The sequence below is a fragment of the Arthrobacter sp. CP30 genome, from assembly GCF_053470025.1.
On record NZ_JBQEMM010000006.1, the window covers coordinates 45,181 to 61,120 of the forward strand.

19 protein-coding genes are annotated in these 15,940 nt (G+C 69.7%); 17 read left to right on the forward strand and 2 right to left on the reverse strand.

Going from position 1 to position 15,940, the window contains the following annotated elements; genetic code table 11:
- Window positions 1-92 precede the first annotated feature (92 nt).
- The 3 genes from ftsY to ACTIMO_RS09755 all read left to right on the forward strand — a co-directional run bounded on the left by ftsY (window position 93) and on the right by ACTIMO_RS09755 (window position 3,169).
- Complete coding sequence (gene ftsY, locus ACTIMO_RS09745; protein WP_448182288.1) at window positions 93-1,286, forward strand: signal recognition particle-docking protein FtsY; 1,194 nt, start codon at window positions 93-95, stop codon at window positions 1,284-1,286.
- Window positions 1,287-1,484: 198 nt separating this feature from the next.
- The gene (locus tag ACTIMO_RS09750; RefSeq protein ID WP_448182289.1) at window positions 1,485-2,834 is read left to right on the forward strand and encodes an ammonium transporter; all 1,350 of its coding nucleotides are present in this window, start codon (window positions 1,485-1,487) and stop codon (window positions 2,832-2,834) included.
- The gene (locus tag ACTIMO_RS09755; RefSeq protein ID WP_055773303.1) at window positions 2,831-3,169 is read left to right on the forward strand and encodes a P-II family nitrogen regulator; all 339 of its coding nucleotides are present in this window, start codon (window positions 2,831-2,833) and stop codon (window positions 3,167-3,169) included. Before ACTIMO_RS09750 ends, ACTIMO_RS09755 begins: the two co-directional genes overlap by 4 nt.
- Before the next feature lie 149 nt (window positions 3,170-3,318).
- Here ACTIMO_RS09755 and ACTIMO_RS09760 read toward each other — a convergent pair whose 3' ends face one another.
- The gene (locus ACTIMO_RS09760) at window positions 3,319-4,758 is read right to left on the reverse strand and encodes a glucose-6-phosphate dehydrogenase (RefSeq protein WP_448182290.1); all 1,440 of its coding nucleotides are present in this window, start codon (window positions 4,756-4,758) and stop codon (window positions 3,319-3,321) included.
- Window positions 4,759-4,927: 169 nt separating this feature from the next.
- On the opposite strand from ACTIMO_RS09760, the gene ffh reads away from it, so the two are divergent.
- From ffh to ACTIMO_RS09825, 13 genes are all read left to right on the forward strand, one after another.
- Entirely contained in the window at window positions 4,928-6,514 is a 1,587-nt protein-coding gene (ffh, locus tag ACTIMO_RS09765; protein ID WP_448182291.1) for a signal recognition particle protein, read from the forward strand.
- Between the two features lie 46 nt (window positions 6,515-6,560).
- Window positions 6,561-7,268, forward strand: coding sequence for an alpha/beta fold hydrolase (locus ACTIMO_RS09770; protein WP_448182292.1), 708 nt, complete (start codon window positions 6,561-6,563; stop codon window positions 7,266-7,268).
- Window positions 7,265-8,374: an amidohydrolase family protein gene (locus ACTIMO_RS09775; RefSeq protein WP_448182293.1), complete on the forward strand. Its 1,110-nt coding sequence runs from the start codon at window positions 7,265-7,267 to the stop codon at window positions 8,372-8,374. Before ACTIMO_RS09770 ends, ACTIMO_RS09775 begins: the two co-directional genes overlap by 4 nt.
- A gap of 51 nt (window positions 8,375-8,425) precedes the next feature.
- Complete coding sequence (locus ACTIMO_RS09780) at window positions 8,426-9,319, forward strand: VOC family protein (protein ID WP_448182294.1); 894 nt, start codon at window positions 8,426-8,428, stop codon at window positions 9,317-9,319.
- 153 nt (window positions 9,320-9,472) lie between these two features.
- Entirely contained in the window at window positions 9,473-9,877 is a 405-nt protein-coding gene (rpsP, locus tag ACTIMO_RS09785; protein WP_055773311.1) for a 30S ribosomal protein S16, read from the forward strand.
- Between the two features lies 1 nt (window position 9,878).
- On the forward strand, window positions 9,879-10,124 hold the full coding sequence (locus ACTIMO_RS09790; protein ID WP_055773313.1) for an RNA-binding protein: 246 nt from the start codon (window positions 9,879-9,881) through the stop codon (window positions 10,122-10,124).
- A gap of 112 nt (window positions 10,125-10,236) precedes the next feature.
- Window positions 10,237-10,827 (forward strand): ribosome maturation factor RimM, encoded by a 591-nt coding sequence (rimM, locus tag ACTIMO_RS09795; RefSeq protein WP_055773316.1) that lies wholly within the window; start codon window positions 10,237-10,239, stop codon window positions 10,825-10,827.
- Window positions 10,827-11,618: a tRNA (guanosine(37)-N1)-methyltransferase TrmD gene (gene trmD, locus ACTIMO_RS09800; protein ID WP_448182295.1), complete on the forward strand. Its 792-nt coding sequence runs from the start codon at window positions 10,827-10,829 to the stop codon at window positions 11,616-11,618. Before rimM ends, trmD begins: the two co-directional genes overlap by 1 nt.
- A gap of 210 nt (window positions 11,619-11,828) precedes the next feature.
- Window positions 11,829-12,188, forward strand: coding sequence for a 50S ribosomal protein L19 (gene rplS, locus ACTIMO_RS09805; protein WP_055773319.1), 360 nt, complete (start codon window positions 11,829-11,831; stop codon window positions 12,186-12,188).
- Between the two features lie 73 nt (window positions 12,189-12,261).
- The gene (gene lepB, locus ACTIMO_RS09810; RefSeq protein ID WP_448182296.1) at window positions 12,262-12,882 is read left to right on the forward strand and encodes a signal peptidase I; all 621 of its coding nucleotides are present in this window, start codon (window positions 12,262-12,264) and stop codon (window positions 12,880-12,882) included.
- 91 nt (window positions 12,883-12,973) lie between these two features.
- Window positions 12,974-13,807 carry a signal peptidase I gene (lepB, locus tag ACTIMO_RS09815; RefSeq protein ID WP_448182297.1) on the forward strand — a complete coding sequence of 278 codons (834 nt, stop codon included), beginning with the start codon at window positions 12,974-12,976 and terminating at the stop codon, window positions 13,805-13,807.
- Window positions 13,804-14,544 (forward strand): ribonuclease HII, encoded by a 741-nt coding sequence (locus tag ACTIMO_RS09820; protein ID WP_448182298.1) that lies wholly within the window; start codon window positions 13,804-13,806, stop codon window positions 14,542-14,544. Before lepB (ACTIMO_RS09815) ends, ACTIMO_RS09820 begins: the two co-directional genes overlap by 4 nt.
- Window positions 14,545-14,551: 7 nt before the next feature.
- Window positions 14,552-14,878, forward strand: a complete 327-nt coding sequence (locus ACTIMO_RS09825; RefSeq protein ID WP_448182299.1) for a DUF2469 domain-containing protein — start codon at window positions 14,552-14,554, stop codon at window positions 14,876-14,878.
- Window positions 14,879-15,052: 174 nt separating this feature from the next.
- On the opposite strand, the gene ACTIMO_RS09830 is transcribed toward ACTIMO_RS09825, so the two are convergent.
- Window positions 15,053-15,346: a hypothetical protein gene (locus ACTIMO_RS09830; protein ID WP_448182300.1), complete on the reverse strand. Its 294-nt coding sequence runs from the start codon at window positions 15,344-15,346 to the stop codon at window positions 15,053-15,055.
- A 228-nt stretch (window positions 15,347-15,574) separates the two neighbouring features.
- On the opposite strand from ACTIMO_RS09830, the gene ACTIMO_RS09835 reads away from it, so the two are divergent.
- The gene (locus ACTIMO_RS09835; RefSeq protein ID WP_200914855.1) at window positions 15,575-15,940 is read left to right on the forward strand and encodes a YraN family protein; all 366 of its coding nucleotides are present in this window, start codon (window positions 15,575-15,577) and stop codon (window positions 15,938-15,940) included.

The following is a 15,940-nucleotide window of genomic DNA, read 5'->3' on the forward strand; positions in this document are numbered from 1 at the left end:
TCCTCGCATTCTGTCACCGCCCGTGGCCTGATGCTCAATCGGCCGCAGGAGCATCCCCTGCGGCCCCAGGGACCGTGTGAGAAGGTGGATCAGTGAACGAGATCCTCCTGCCTGTCATCTTCGTCGTCCTCGCGCTCGCCGTGATCGGGTCGGTCGCCGCCGTCCTGGTCCGCGGCCGCCGCACGCCGCCCGGCCTGTACTCCTCGCCGCGCGATCCCGATGACCAGCCCCTCGCCGGTGCGCACGGTTCGACGTCGACCGACGTGCTCGACCGCCCCGACGGCGTCACCACGGACGTCCTCGTCCCCGACGACCTCAGCGGCCTCGAGGACACCCCCGCCGGCCCGAGCCTCGACACCGTCGACCCGGTGCAGGGTCGCCTGGCCCGCCTCCGCGCCCGGCTGGTGCGCTCCAACAACGCGCTCGGCAAGGGACTGCTGGCCCTGCTGTCGAGGGACAGGATCGACGAGGACGTGTGGGACGAGGTCGAGGAGACCCTCCTCATGGCCGATCTCGGCACCGAGCCCACCATGGAACTCGTCGACGCCCTCCGCGAGCGGGTGAAGGTCGCCGGCAGCAGGAACCCCGCCGAGGTCAAGGACATGCTCCGGGAGGAGCTGGTGAAGCTGGTCGACCCGTCGATGGACCGGTCCCTCGCGACGCAGCGCCACGCCGACCGTCCGGCCATCGTGATGGTCGTAGGAGTGAACGGCGTCGGGAAGACGACGACCGTCGGCAAGCTCGCCCGCGTCCTCGTGGCCGACGACAAGGACGTGCTCCTCGGAGCGGCGGACACCTTCCGTGCCGCCGCCGCGGAGCAGCTGGCCACCTGGGGTTCACGCGTCGGCGTGCCGACCGTCAAGTCCGACGTCGACGGAGCCGACCCCGCGTCGGTCGCCTTCGAGGCGGTCAAGGCCGGGATCGACCAGGAGGTCGACGTCGTCCTGATCGACACCGCAGGGCGCCTCCAGAACAAGGTGGGCCTGATGGACGAGCTCGGCAAGGTCAAGCGGGTGATCGAGAAGCAGGGCACGGTGGACGAGGTCCTGCTGGTGCTCGACGCGACGACCGGCCAGAACGGCCTGAGCCAGGCCCGGGTCTTCGCGGAGGTCGTGAACATCACCGGGATCGTCCTCACCAAGCTCGACGGCACCGCGAAGGGCGGTATCGTCGTCGCCATCCAGCGGAGCCTGGGTGTCCCGGTCAAGCTGATCGGCCTCGGCGAAGGTGCGGACGACCTCGCCCCCTTCGACGCCGAGGCCTTCGTCGACGCGCTCCTGAACTGAGGCAGCGGGCCCGCGACGACCGCCCCGCCGGGAGCGGTCGGCAGTGCTGAAATGTTCCTGAAACATGCGCGTCACGCGTCTTTTACGTGCGTGAGACTGATGTAACCTGCCCGCAATGCCCGGCCCCAGGGACGGAAACACGGCCACCCCATTCTTGAGGGGCGGGAAGTACCCGCCCCTTTGGAAGGATCGTGTTTGATGGATCTGACAGCAGGCCACGTCTGGGTGATGGTCTCCGCCGCCCTCGTTCTCCTCATGACCCCCGGCCTCGCCTTCTTCTACGGCGGGATGACGCGAGCCAAGGCCGCCCTGAACATGATGATGATGAGTTTCATCGCCGTCGGACTCGTGGGTGTCGTCTGGGTCCTCTGGGGCTACTCGATGACCGGCGGTGACGGCGTCGCCCAGCTCTTCGGCAACCCGTTCGCGTCCTTCGGCCTCACCAGCCTCCTCGGCACCGAGGACCTCATCGGCGCCGGCTACGGCGCCACCTTCGCCATCATCACCGTCGCGCTGATCAGCGGTGCCATCGCCGACCGTGCGAAGTTCGGTGCCTGGACGATCTTCGTCCCCATCTGGGTCACGGCCGTCTACTGCCCGCTCGCCTTCATGGTGTGGGGCGGAGGCCTCCTCAGTGCGGACGGAGCCGTCGGTGGAGCCGTGGGCGAGGCCGTCGACTTCGCCGGTGGGACCGTGGTGCACATCAGCGCCGGCGTCGCCGCGCTCGTCCTCGCCCTGATCCTCGGCAAGCGCCAGGGCTTCGGCAAGGACCCCGCACAGCGCCCCCACAACATCCCCTTCGTCATGCTCGGCGCAGCGCTCCTCTGGTTCGGCTGGTTCGGGTTCAACGGCGGAGCGGCGGGCTCGGCCGAGGAGGCCGGCCTCATCTGGATCAACACGATGGCGGCTCCCGCAGCGGCGATGGTCGGCTGGCTGATGACGGAGCGCATCCGTGACGGACGCCCCACCTCCCTCGGGGCAGCGTCGGGCATCGTCGCCGGCCTGGTGGCCATCACGCCGGCCTGCGCCAACGTCAGCCCGGTCGGTGCCGTCGGCCTCGGCCTCGTCGCCGGTGCCGTCTGCGCCCTCGCCGTCGGCCTCAAGTACCGCCTCGGCTTCGACGACTCGCTCGACGTCGTGGCCGTCCACCTCGTCGCGGGGATCCTCGGCACGCTGGCCATCGGCTTCATCATGCTTCCCGTCGACGGCGAGGGTGGTGGCCTGTTCTACGGTGGTGGCGCAGCCCAGCTCCTCGCGCAGGTCGTCGCCGCTGCCATCGCGATCGCCCTCTCGGCGGTCATGACCGCGATCATCGGTCTCGCGATCCACAAGACGATCGGCTTCCGTATCAGCGGGGAGAACGAGGTGTCCGGCGTGGATCTGTCGGAGCACGCGGAGACCGCCTACGAGTTCGGCGGCCTGGGGGTCGGCGGGTCCTTCCACCCGTTCGCGGAGCAGATGTTCGCCCGGCCCGCACAGCAGGCGGCTGATGCCCAGCCCGACCGGCAGTCCACGCAGCATAACGTCACGGAAGGCGTCCATTCATGAAACTGGTGACAGCGATCGTCCGTCCGGACAAGCTCGACGGCGTCCGGGGAGCTCTCGAGAACTACGGTGTGCAGGGTCTCACCGTCAGCCAGGCCAGCGGCTACGGCCGCCAGCGCGGCCACACCGAGGTCTACCGCGGTGCGGAGTACACCGTCGACCTCCTGCAGAAGGCACGCGTCGAGGTCCTGGTGGCGGACGCCTGGGTCACCGACATCGTCGACGTGCTGGTCTCCACGGCGAACACCGGCCGCGCCGGTGACGGCAAGGTGTGGGTGATCCCGGTCGAGGAAGCGGTCCGGGTCCGCACGGGCGAGCGGGGGGACGCGGCCCTGTAGGCCGTCCCGGAGGCTCCGGCCCCCATCGACCGACCTACAGACAGACAGGAGGAGGGCCACCCGATGGGGTGGCCCTCCTCCTGTCTGTGCTCCCTGCGGGTCCTGTGGGCTCCGTGGGCCTTCCGTGTGCTGCGAGTGGCGGGCGCCGGTCAGGCCCGACCGTGCGACGACGGCCAGTCCTCGGGCCCAGCCGATCCGGCCGTGTACTCCTCGAGCGGCACGCGGTTCTCGGCCCAGGCCTTCAGGACTGGCTCGACGATCCGCCAGCAGTCCTCGGCGGTGTCGCCGCGGACCGAGAGTGTCGGGTCGCCCGCCAGCACGCCGTCGAGCACCTCACCGTAGGGGAGCAGATCGGTCTCGTTGAGGTCCGCGCTGAGCGTGGCGCGGTCCAGCGAGAAGATGTCACCCGGGCCGTTGACGTCCAGTTCCAGCTGCAGCGTGTCGGGACCGAAGCCGATCCTCAGCTTGGTGGGTGCGTCCTGCCCGGTGAACCCCAGCGGCAGGTGGCTGACCGGCCGGAACGTGATCACGGCTTCCTTGCGCTTGGCGCCGAGCGCCTTCCCCGAGCGCAGGATGAAGGGCACGCCCGACCACCGCTCGTTGTTGATCGACACCGTCACCTCGGCAAGCGTCTCCGTGTTCTTCGAAGGGTCCACACCCGGCTCCGCCGCGTAGTCGGGGATGGAGCGGTCCCCGATCGTGCCGGCGGTGTAGCGGGCGCGTCGGCTGCTCGCCGGGCTGTCGAGGTCCACGGTGCTCGCCCGCAGGATGGATCCGATGTGGTCGCGCAGGTCGCGCTCGTGCAGGGTGGACGGAGCATTGAGCGCGAGGAGGGCCATCACGTGGACGAGATGGCTCTGGATCATGTCACGGAGTGCGCCGGCGCCGTCGTAGTAGCGCGCCCGGTTCTCCAGGGCGAGGTCCTCGTCGAAGATCACCTCGACCTTCTCGATGTGCAGGTTGTTCCACACCGGCTCGAGGATCCGGTTCGCGAAACGCAGGCCCAGGATGTTGAAGACCGTCGCCTTGCCGAGGAAGTGGTCCACGCGGTGGATGTTCTGCTCCGGGACCAGCCGGGCGAGCTTCTCGTTGAGTCGGTGCGCGCTGGCCTGGTCGGTGCCGAAGGGCTTCTCCATGACGAGGCGGGTGCTCTTGGGCAGCGAGTCGGGGCCGAGCGCGCTGCACGCCAGCTGGCTGACCGCCGGAGGAAGGGCGAAATAGACGGCGACCGGGCCCTCGAGCGTGTGGACGAGGTCGGCCAGGCCGTCCTTCGTGACGTCGAGGAAATGATAAGAGCTGCGGTCCCGCACGTCCTGGAGCGCCGCACGGCCGGCGTCGTCGGCCTTCTCCATGGCGGTCGCGAAGGCCCCGTCGATCCGCTCGCGCCAGTGCGCGTCCGTCCAGTCGTCGGAACCCGCCCCCACCAGGGTGAGCCCGTCGCCGCGTCGCATGCGGATGAGCCGCGCGAGGCCGGGGAGGAGGAGCCGCCCGGTCAGATCCCCGGACGCTCCGAGGATCAGCAGGGTCCGTACGCGAGTGTCGGCTTCTGCGGGGATGGAATCGTGTTCTGCGAGCGAGTGAGTGTCCACGCCTTCACTGTGCCACTTATCCCTGCGTGTGTCCCGCTCCCGGAGGGGGCGCCGGGACTTGCGCGCCGCGCCGGGCCACGGCCCCTGTGCGGGCGGTACTGCCCGGTCGCCAGTTGATACCCTAGGGAGTTGAGTCTCCCTGACCCCCGATGAAAGTAGTTCACGGCACGTGTTCAATTCACTCTCCGACCGGCTGACTGCGACCTTCAAGAACCTGCGCGGCAAGGGCCGCCTCACCGAGGCGGACATCGACGCGACGGTGCGTGAGATCAGGCGGGCCCTGCTGGACGCCGACGTCGCCGTCCCGGTGGTCCGGGCGTTCACGTCCGCCATCAAGGAACGCGCCCTCGGGCTCGAGGTCTCGCAGGCACTCAATCCCGGCCAGCAGATCGTCAAGATCGTCAACGAGGAGCTCGTGGGGATCCTCGGCGGCGAGACGCGCCGCATCCGTCTCGCGAAGAACCCGCCGACGGTCATCATGCTCGCGGGGCTGCAGGGTGCGGGTAAGACGACCCTCGCCGGCAAGCTCTCGAAGTGGCTCAAGGGCCAGGGGCACAGCCCCCTCCTCGTGGCGTGCGACCTCCAGCGGCCCAATGCGGTCCGGCAGCTCCAGGTCAACGGTGAGCGCGCCGGTGTCCCGGTGTACGCACCGCATCCCGGCGTCAGCTCCGAGTTCGAGTCCGCCACGGGCGATCCCGTCGCCGTCGCACGCCAGGGCATCGCCGAGGCGCGCGCCCGCCTGCACGACGTCGTGATCGTGGACACCGCGGGCCGCCTCGGCGTCGATGCCGAGCTGATGCAGCAGGCTGCGGACATCCGTGAGGCCATCACGCCGGACGAGGTCCTCTTCGTCATCGACGCGATGATCGGCCAGGACGCGGTCAACACGGCGCTCGCCTTCAACGAGGGCGTGGACTTCACCGGTGTGGTCCTGACCAAGCTCGACGGCGACGCCCGCGGTGGTGCCGCGCTCTCCGTCGCCTCGGTCACCGGCAAGCCGGTCATGTTCGCCTCGACGGGCGAGGGCCTCGACGACTTCGAGCTGTTCCACCCGGACCGCATGGCTTCGCGCATCCTCGACATGGGCGACATCCTCACGCTCATCGAGCAGGCGGAGCGGTCCTGGGACAAGGACGAAGCCGCCCGGATGGCGAAGAAGTTCTCCGACCAGGAGGACTTCACGCTCGACGACTTCCTCGCCCAGATGCAGCAGATCCGCAACATGGGCTCCATGAAGAAGATGCTCATGATGATGCCCGGTGCGGCGAACATGCGCGAGCAGCTGGAGAACTTCGACGAGCGCGAGATCGACCGCGTCGAGGCGATCGTCCGTTCGATGACCCCGCACGAGCGTGTGGCCCCGAAGATCATCAACGGCTCGCGCCGCGCGAGGATCGCCCGCGGCTCCGGCGTGCACGTGTCCGAGGTCAACGGCCTGCTCGAACGGTTCACGCAGGCCCAGAAGATGATGAAGAAGATGGCCTCCGGCGGCGGTATCCCGGGGATGCCGGGCATGGCGGGCCCGGGCGGATTCGGTGGCCCGCGGAAGACCAAGGCCGCGGCTGCCAAGGGGAAGAAGAAGCCCCGCTCGGGCAACCCGGCCAAGGCTGCGCTCGAGGCGCAGGAGGCGGAGCAGCGACGGGCCGCCGCGCGCGCCGCTGCGCCGACCGGGGCGGCCTTCGGAGGCGGCCAGCCGGACTTCGACCCGTCGGCGATGAATCTCCCGAAGGGCTTCGAGAAGTTCCTCGGGAAGTAGCCGCTGCAGTGCTGGCCGGCCGGTGCCCGAGCGGTGGGGTCGCGGCGTGACGGGCGGTGAGCGCGTGGTGTTCGTGCACGGCGCCGGGCCCTTCGGCGCCGCGGCGTGGCCCCGGCAGCACGGTCTGTCGCTGGACTTCGACTGCCTGTACGTCCGGCGGCACGGCTTCTCCGCGACGGAGGAGCCGCTGCCGACCGACCATGCCCGTGACCAGGCGATCATCGCGGAAGCCCTCGGCGCGGGCGGACACGTCGTCGCGCACGCGCAGGGCGCCGTGGCCGCGATGATGCTGGCGGTCGAGCGGCCCGACCTCGTCCGGACGCTGACGCTCGTGGAACCCGCCTGCTTCTCGCTGACCGCTGATCTCCCGGCCACGTCCGCCCACATCGCCCTGATGGCGCCCCTGTTCGCCGCCCGGCACGCCGTGTCGGACGAGGAATTCAGCAGGAGCCTCGTCCGCCGAACCTTCTCGGCCGAGGCGGGAACGGCCGACACCGCCGAGGGAAGGCGGGGCGCGGCGCGCCTGCGGCTGCAGAGCCCGCCGTGGGAGGCGCCGCTGTCGATCGTGCCGGGTGTTCCGACGTCCGTCCTCACCGGCGGCTGGGAACCGCTCTACGAGGAGGTCGCGGACTATCTCGCCGGGACCGGAGCGATCCACCGCCAGGCACCGGGCGGTCACCGCCCCCACGATTCCGAGGAGGGAGCCGCGCTCGTCCGGTCCTTCCTGCGGACGGGGCGGGACACGGCGGCATGAGCCCGGACGACGGCGGCTACCTCCACCTCACCGGGACCGTGCTGCTCTCACCCACCCGGATGGTCCGCGACGTCTACGTCCGGGACGGCCGATTCACCTTCGCACGTCCTTCCGGCCGGCCGGCGCGCGTGCTCGAGGGGTGGGTGCTGCCCGGTCTCGTCGACGCGCACTGCCACGTGGGCCTCGACGGTCGCGGCCTGGTGCCCGACGACGTCGCCGAACGCCAGGCCCTGGCGGACCGCGATGCGGGGACGCTGCTGATCCGTGACGCGGGCGTGGTGAACGACACCCGGTGGATCCAGCAGCGCGAGGACCTGCCGCGCCTGGTCCGCGCAGGCCGGCACGTGGCGCGGACGCGGCGCTACTTCCGCGACTACGCCGTCGAGGTGGAGCCGGAGCATCTGGCTGCCGCGGTGGCGGAGCAGGCCCGGCGCGGGGACGGCTGGGTCAAGATCGTGGGGGACTGGATCGACCGCGGCCTGGGTGATCTCGCCCCCGCCTTCCCGCCGCGGGCGATCCGCGAGGCCGTCGACGCCGCCCACGCCGAGGGTGCGCGGGTCACGGCCCACTGCTTCGCGGCGGAGACCCTCGACGCCATGCTGGATGCGGGGATCGACTGCATCGAGCACGCGACCGGCATGCTGCCCCGGCACGTGCCCCGCTTCGTCGAGCAGCGGGTCGCGATCGTGCCCACCCTGATCAACATCGACACCTTCCCGGCGATCGCCGACGGGGCCGCCGCCAAGTACCCCGACTACGCCGCGCACATGCGCACCCTGTGGGGTGGTCGTCACGCGATGGTGCGGCGGGCCTTCGACGCCGGGGTCCCGGTCTTCGCGGGGACGGACGCGGGAAGCGTCATCGCCCACGGACGCCTGCCGGACGAGGTCGCGGCCCTTGCCGCCGCGGGCCTCGGACCCGTGGCCGCGCTCGATGCCGCCTGCTGGTCGGCCCGGACGTGGCTGGGCTTCCCCGGGATCGAGGAGGGTGCCGCCGCCGACGCCGTGATCTGTGCCGCTGATCCGCGGGTCGATGTCGGGACGCTGGCAGCGCTCCGCGCGGTGGTGTTGCGCGGCCGCGTGGTCGACCGGGGTCCCCGGGAATAAGTTAAAGCTTCAAGTAGCTGTAGGGGGTACAGCCAGATGAAGGAGTAACCGATGCCGGACCTGCTACCCACCGACACCACCATGGGCACGCTGACCCTCAGGGTCGGCGACCTCGCCGCGATGTCCGCCTACTACAGGGTGGCCCTCGGGCTCGCCGTGATCGAGGACGGTATCGACGCCGTCGTCCTCGGTCGGGCGGGACGGGCCGTCCTGCGGCTCGAACACGCGGGACACCTGCGCCTCCCGCCGCCCGGGCAGGCGGGGCTCTTCCACACCGCGCTCCTCTTCGACGACCGCGCGGACCTCGCCGCCGCGGTCGGGTCGGCGGCACGGCATCCGCAGAGCTCCTACGTGGGCAGCGCGGACCACCTCGTCAGCGAGGCCTTCTACTTCACCGATCCGGAGGGCAACGGGATCGAACTCTACGTCGACCGCCCGCGGGAGGCCTGGGCCTGGACGCAGGACGGGACCGGGCACCGGACGGTGGTCATGGACAGCCTTCCGCTCGCACCCCGCGCCTATCTCGAGCAGCACCTGACCGAGGACGCCGTGTCGGAGGCCGCATCGAGGAATACCGCCGTCGGGCATGTTCACCTGCAGGTGGGGGACGTCGCGACGGCCGAGCACTTCTACGTCGACGTGCTCGGCTTCGAGCGGACCGCAGGGTGGCACGACCAGGCGCTGTTCGTCTCCGCGGGCGGCTACCACCACCACATGGCCATGAACGTCTGGAACAGCAGGGGCGCAGGTCCCCGCCGGGACACGCTCGGACTGGGCGAGGTGCTCATCCGCGTCCCCGGCGCCGACGAGGTCTCGGCGCTGGCCGACCGCCTCGTGCACGCGGGCATCACGAGCCGGCACACGGGGGAGGAGTTGCGCTTCGAGGATCCCTGGCGGAACCAGCTGCGCGTGGCCGTCGGCGCCGACCCTGCCGGAATCGCCTAAAGCACGGCGCATCTGGCACAATGGAGCCGTACTCGATCCGTGCAGCCCCTCTCTCTGTGCGCATTGTGTCCTCTGAACCCCCATGAATGGCCCGCCCCACGGGAGCAGGATGACGGGTTCGCCCCTTTTCGTTAACAAGGAGTGACCACACAAGTGGCCGTAAAGATTCGCCTCAAGCGCATGGGCAAGATCCGCGCACCGTTCTACCGTGTCGTCGTCATGGATGCACGCTCCAAGCGTGATGGCCGTGCCCTCGAAGAGATCGGCAAGTACAACCCCACCGAGGAGCCCTCGTTCATCGAGATCAACTCCGAGCGTGCGCAGTACTGGCTCGGCGTCGGCGCGCAGCCGACCGAGCAGGTCTCCGTGCTCCTCAAGATCACGGGTGACTGGCAGAAGTTCAAGGGACTCAAGGGCCAGGAAGGCACCCTGCGGACCAAGGCACCGAAGGAGACCTTCGTCGCTCCCGAGAAGGGCTCCGTGATCGTCCCCGAGGCCATCACGCCGAAGGCGAAGAAGAACGACGACGCCGCCGCGGAAGCGACCGAGGCAGAGTAAGTTGCTGGCCGACGCTCTGGAGCACCTCGTCCGCGGCATCGTCGACAACCCTGACGACGTCAGGGTCTCCGCGAAGAACAACCGTCGCGGCGAGACCCTGGAGGTCCGCGTGCACCAGGAGGACCTGGGCCGCGTGATCGGCCGTCAGGGCCGCACCGCCCGCGCCCTGCGCACGGTGGTCGCAGCGCTTGCCGACGGCGAGCCGGTCCGCGTCGACGTCGTCGACACGGACCGCCGCCGGGGCTGACCCGGAGCTTCACAGCGTCACGACCGGCCCCACCACCAGGACATGGTGGTGGGGCCGGTCGCATGTCACACCCTTTTCACGCCGCTACCGGCACGAGAGCAGGAGCACCACCATGGACGTACTCGTCGCGAGGATCGGGAAGCCGCACGGCATCAGGGGCGAGGTCACGGTCCAGCTCTTCACCGATGCCCCCGAGGACCGGTTCGATGCCGGTGAGACCTTCCGGGTCGAGGGTGCCGCCGTCGCCGAACTGACCGTGGCGAAGGCGCGCTGGAACAAGGACATCCTGATCGTCGCCTTCGAGCAGGTGGCCGACCGGAACCAGGCCGAGACCCTGCGCGGCGCCCAGCTGTTCATCGACACCACCGGCGCCGGGGACGAGGACGACGACGCCTGGTACGAGCACGAACTCGTCGGGCTCGACGCCCGGGTGGACGGTGTCTCGGTGGGGAAGGTGACCGCCCTGCGCACCCTGGCGGTCCAGGACCTCCTCGTCGTCGAGCTCGCCGACGGTCACGAGGCGTTCGTGCCGTTCGTCGGCGACATCGTCCCCGAGGTGAACACCGAGCACGGCTTCATCGTCATCGTGCCGCCGGCCGGTCTCTTCGACCTGAACACGCCGGGGTCGAACCAGGCGCCCGACGACGGCGACGACGTCGCGGACGGTGTGACGGCCAGCGACACCGGCGAGGCACGCGACTAGTGCGCATCGACGTCGTCTCCATCTTCCCGGAGTACCTGGCCGCACTCGATCTCTCGCTGATCGGCAAGGCCCGGCAGGACGGCGTCCTCGACGTTCGCGTCCATGACCTGCGCACCTTCACGACCGACCGGCACCGGACGGTCGATGACACGCCCTACGGCGGGGGCGCCGGCATGGTGATGAAGGCAGAGCCCTGGGCGCAGGCGCTGGAGTCCGTGCTGGCGGCGGCACCGGCGTCGCAGCACAGGCCCACCCTGATCGTCCCGTCGCCCGCCGGGGCCGTCTTCGACCAGGCCATGGCGCACGAACTCGCGGGCCTCGAACACCTCGTCTTCGCCTGCGGCCGGTACGAGGGCATCGACGAGCGAGCGATCGACTGGGCCCGCGACGGCTTCGACGTCCGTCCGGTCTCCCTCGGCGACTACGTGCTCAACGGCGGCGAGGTCGCCGTCCTCGCGATGGTCGAGGCCGTCGGTCGGCTCATCCCGGGTGTGGTCGGCAACCCCGAGTCCCTCGTCGAGGAGTCCCATGCCGACGGACTGCTCGAGTACCCCGTCTACACGAAGCCGTCGTCGTGGCGGGGCCGGGACATCCCCGAGGTGCTGCTCAGCGGGAACCACGCGAGGATCGCGCGGTGGCGCCGGATGGAGCAGTTCCGGCGGACCGCCGACAGGCGACCGGACCTCCTCGGGGACATCGACGCGACGTCGCTGCCGGCAGCGGACCTGAAGGCACTGCGGGAGGCGGGGTTCGACGTCGTCGGAGGCCGTCTCATGCGCCCTCCGCATTAGTGGTTGGCGGGCGGCCTGTGGAAGAATGGTGATTCGTGTCCACTGGGCCGGACCCTGCCACAGGGGGCGTCCGGCCAACAGTCGCACACCGGCCACCGAAGCATCGGATCGGCCGGGACAACCTCTTCGGCGGCATTGCCCGGACCCCGTCCCGTCCTTGACCGCCGTGACCCACGTGAGTGACCTGTGGCGTTCACCAGGAGTACGACAATGCACATTCTCGATTCCGTCGACGCCGGATCCTTCCGCGACAACGTCCCCGACTTCCGCGCCGGTGACACCGTCAACGTCCACGTCAACATCATCGAAGGCAAGAACACCCGTGTTCAGATCTTCAAGGGCTTCGTCCTCGGCCGCCAGGGTGACGGCATCCGCGAGACCTTCACGGTCCGCAAGGTGAGCTTCGGCGTCGGCGTGGAGCGTACGTTCCCCGTCCACAGCCCCGTCCTCGACAAGATCGAGGTCGTGTCCAAGGGCGACGTCCGCCGCGCCAAGCTCTACTACATGCGCGAGCTGCGCGGCAAGGCAGCCAAGATCAAGGAGAAGCGCGACCCGAAGACGGTCAAGTAACTCCCTGACAGTGCATGAAGACCCTGCTTCCCGACCCCCGGTCGGAGAGCACCCGGAACGCCGGCCCCATCGTGTGGGCTGGCGTTTCGTGTTCTCCGCCGTCGTCGCCGCCGCCCTGATCACCGGACTGGTCCGCGCCTTCCTGATCGACGTCTACTTCATCCCGTCGGCCTCGATGGAACCGCTGCTCACCGAGGGGGACCGCGTCCTCGTCGGCAAGCTCCACGACACGCGCGGGGAACTCCGCCGGGGCGACGTCGTCGTCTTCGACGGCCGGGGATCCTTCGACCCGATCACGGACCCGCGATCCCTCCCGGAACGGATCGTGGCGGGTGCCGGCCAGTGGCTGGGACTCTCGGGCAGCGACACCGTGTACGTGAAGCGGATCGTCGGGGTCGCGGGGGACCACGTGGTCTGCTGCGCGGCCGACGGCCGGATCAGCGTGGACGGGAACGGGATCGACGAGCCGTACGTCTATCCGGGGGATGCGGCGAGTGAGCAGCCGTTCGACGTCGTCGTCCCCGAGGGGCGCGTCTGGCTCCTCGGCGACCACCGCTCCGCGTCCATGGACTCGAGGTCCCTGCTCGGCGCGCCCGGTGGTGGCCTCGTCTCCGAGGATCGGATCATCGGCAGGGCCTTTCAGCTAGTCTGGCCACTCGACCGGTTCGCGCCGATCGAGCGCCACGTCGGCTGAGGTGGGCAGCACCGCGGCGCTGACGCCGCCCAGGCAGTAACGCATCCGGGCGCGCAGCCGCCGAAATCACGACCACGAAGGACATCAGCACATGGCACGGAGCTTCCGCAGGAAGTCGGCTTCGGGGGCCGAGGCACCCGCAGCACACCCCTTCGACCCGGACGCACCGCAGACGTCCGAGGACGGCGCCGGGCGCCCACGGGCGAAGAAGGAGGCCGATCGCGGTGTCGGTGCCTGGCTGAAGGAGATCGCGACGATCGTCGTCATCGCCCTGGTGCTGTCCTTCCTCATCAAGACCTTCCTCTTCCGTGCGTTCTTCATCCCGTCGGGCTCCATGGAGGAGACCCTGGAGATCGACGACCGCATCTTCGTCAACCAGCTCGTCCCGCAGCCGTTCGACCTCCAGCGCGGGGACATCGTCGTCTTCCGTGATGCCGAGGGATGGCTGCCCCCGCAGACCCAGACGCAGGTGAGCTGGTTCAAGGAGGCCCTGATCTTCATCGGGCTCGCCCCGGACGAGTCCCAGCAGCACCTCGTCAAGCGCGTCATCGGCCTCGCCGGCGATCACGTCATCTGCTGCGATGCCCAGGGCCGTATCACCGTCAACGGCGAGCCGCTCGACGAGCCCTACCTCTTCCCGGGAGCCAACCCGTCGGACGTGCCGTTCGACGTCGTCGTGCCCGAGGGCAAGGTCTGGGTCATGGGGGACCACCGCAACGCCTCGGCCGATTCGCGGGCGAACCGTGACAAGCCGGGCGAGGGCTTCGTGAGCGTGGACGAGATCGAGGGCAAGGCCGCGGTCATCGCGTGGCCACTCAACAGGATCGGCTTCCTCGGCAGCCATCCCGAGGTCTTCGACGGCATCCCCGAGCCGGAAGTCGCGGCCCGGCCCACTCCCGCAGCACCCACGCCCTCGGGACCATGACCGCAGCGCGCAGGAAGCGCACCGCGGCCCCGAACCTGACCTTCGAACGGACCTTCGGTGAGCAGGGGCACCGCTTCGTCGCCGGCTGCGACGAGGTGGGCAGGGGAGCGTTGGCCGGGCCGGTGTCCGTCGGCATCGTCGTCGTGGACCTGCACTCCGTCGCCGGCCTGAGGGGCGTCCGGGACAGCAAGCTGCTCGCTGCCGCCGAGCGCGAGGCGCTCGTGCCACGAATCCGGCGCTGGGCGGTCGCTTCCGCCGTCGGTCACGCCTCCGCTGCCGAGATCGACGCCCTCGGGTTGATGAGCGCGTTGCGCACCGCGGGTAGCCGTGCGTGGGACGGGGTGCTCCGGACCGTGTCTCCCGACGTCGTCGTACTCGACGGCAACCACGACTGGCTGTCCGCGCGGCAGCAGGAACCCCTGTTCCTGACGGACGAGGGCGCCCCTCCCGTGGAGGCCCCGGGATGCACTGCCCCCGTGCACACGAGGATCAAGGCCGACCTGACCTGCCTCAGCGTTGCGGCGGCCAGTGTCCTGGCGAAGGTCGAGCGGGACGCGTACATGGTGACGCTGTCCGGCGATCATGCTGCCTTCGGCTGGGACGTCAACAAGGGCTACGCCACAGAGGCCCACCGGGCAGCGATCGACGCCGTCGGGCCCACCGGGTTCCACCGCAGGACCTGGCGGCTGGGCAACCTGGAGCGCGTTGGCGCGTCGACCACGGAGAGTGGGGGATGATGGTCCGATGAGTGCCGAGGATCTTGAGAACTACGAAACCGACATGGAGCTCCAGCTCTACCGCGAGTACCGGGACGTCGTGGGGCTCTTCAGCTACGTGGTGGAGACGGAGCGCCGGTTCTACCTGGCGAACAACGTGGACCTCCAGGCGCGGTCGGCAGACGGCGAGGTCTACTTCGACCTCGCGCTGCAGGACGCGTGGGTGTGGGACGTGTACCGTTCCGCCCGCTTCGTGAAGAACGTCCGCGTCATCACCTTCAAGGACGTCAACGTCGAGGAGCTGACGAAGTCGGACGACATCGCGCTCCCCAAGGACGGGACGCTCGGCAACTGACCCGTTCCCCGGCGTTCCTTCCTGCCCTCCCCTCCTGCCGTCTGGGGGTCCGGTGTCGAGTGGTTGATGTCGGGACCGCGATCTCCGTCGCCTGGCGCCTTCGCCCTGATTCCCCCGCGGCTCGTCCACCGGGTCGGCGACCCGGTACGGCGTCCGGCTCAGGGGATGAGTTACTCAGGGGGTGAGTCCATCCTCCTCGGCGCTGCGGGAGAAGGTGTCCTCGCCGTCGTCCGGGACGGATGCGGCCCACTCCAGACGGTCCGCCTCCGATCCACCCGTCCCGCCGCCGTCGATGCCACCTCCGGCCGTGGCGTCGTCCGGATGCGCCGGTGTTCCCTGGTCCTGCCGGTCTGCCTCCGATCCGCCGGTTCCGGCGTCCGCGATGGTGCCGGACGCGGTCGGGGCGTCCGGGAGCGCCGGTGTCACCTGGTCCTGCCGGTCTGCCTCACTGCCGCTGAACTCCGACATCGACGCCTCCTCGGCTCTCGTGTGTCGGCATCCATGGATGCCGCTGGCCTTCCACCGTACGAGAGGCAGCGATGCGGGGGCCAGTACTTCCCGCTGCCGGGATGGCGTCCCCGTGGACACCGGTTTCCTCGACGTCCGCAGATCGGGCACGTCGTGATTCCTCCGTTGTCCACATAGGGCATCCCGCCCGGCTGTCGTCCTCCCGCTGCCCCGAAGCTGGGGAAGGAGGTGATCGCCATGGTGGCGAAGGATCAGTTGGGCCGCCGCGGAGAAGCGACGGCGGCGCAATATCTGGAACGCGCAGGACTGCGGATCGTGGACCGGAACTGGCGTTGTCCGGTCGGCGAGATCGATCTCGTGGCCGTGGACGGGTCCACGCTCGTGATCGTCGAGGTCAAGACGCGCAGCTCGGACGATTTCGGGCAACCGCTCGAGTCGATCACGGCGAGCAAGCTCGAGCGGCTGTATGTCCTCGCGTCCCAGTGGGCCCGGGCGCACAACCAGCGCTTCAGTGGCTTCCGCATCGATGCGGTGGGCGTTCTCGACGACGGCAGCGGTGACCCGCGCATCGAGCATGTCCGGGCGGTGATCTGA

Excerpts from the sequence above, each read along its gene's own strand:
- rplS (WP_055773319.1), top strand. The coding sequence starts at position 11,829 with ATGCACATTCTCGATTCCGTCGACGCCGGATCCTTCCGCGACAACGTC.
- ACTIMO_RS09755 (WP_055773303.1), top strand. The coding sequence starts at position 2,831 with ATGAAACTGGTGACAGCGATCGTCCGTCCGGACAAGCTCGACGGCGTC.
- ACTIMO_RS09750 (WP_448182289.1), top strand. The coding sequence starts at position 1,485 with ATGGATCTGACAGCAGGCCACGTCTGGGTGATGGTCTCCGCCGCCCTC.
- lepB (WP_448182297.1), top strand. The coding sequence starts at position 12,974 with ATGGCACGGAGCTTCCGCAGGAAGTCGGCTTCGGGGGCCGAGGCACCC.
- ACTIMO_RS09825 (WP_448182299.1), top strand. The coding sequence starts at position 14,552 with ATGAGTGCCGAGGATCTTGAGAACTACGAAACCGACATGGAGCTCCAG.
- ACTIMO_RS09830 (WP_448182300.1), bottom strand. The coding sequence starts at position 15,346 with ATGTCGGAGTTCAGCGGCAGTGAGGCAGACCGGCAGGACCAGGTGACA.
- ACTIMO_RS09820 (WP_448182298.1), top strand. The coding sequence starts at position 13,804 with ATGACCGCAGCGCGCAGGAAGCGCACCGCGGCCCCGAACCTGACCTTC.
- rimM (WP_055773316.1), top strand. The coding sequence starts at position 10,237 with ATGGACGTACTCGTCGCGAGGATCGGGAAGCCGCACGGCATCAGGGGC.
- ACTIMO_RS09775 (WP_448182293.1), top strand. The coding sequence starts at position 7,265 with ATGAGCCCGGACGACGGCGGCTACCTCCACCTCACCGGGACCGTGCTG.
- ACTIMO_RS09780 (WP_448182294.1), top strand. The coding sequence starts at position 8,426 with ATGCCGGACCTGCTACCCACCGACACCACCATGGGCACGCTGACCCTC.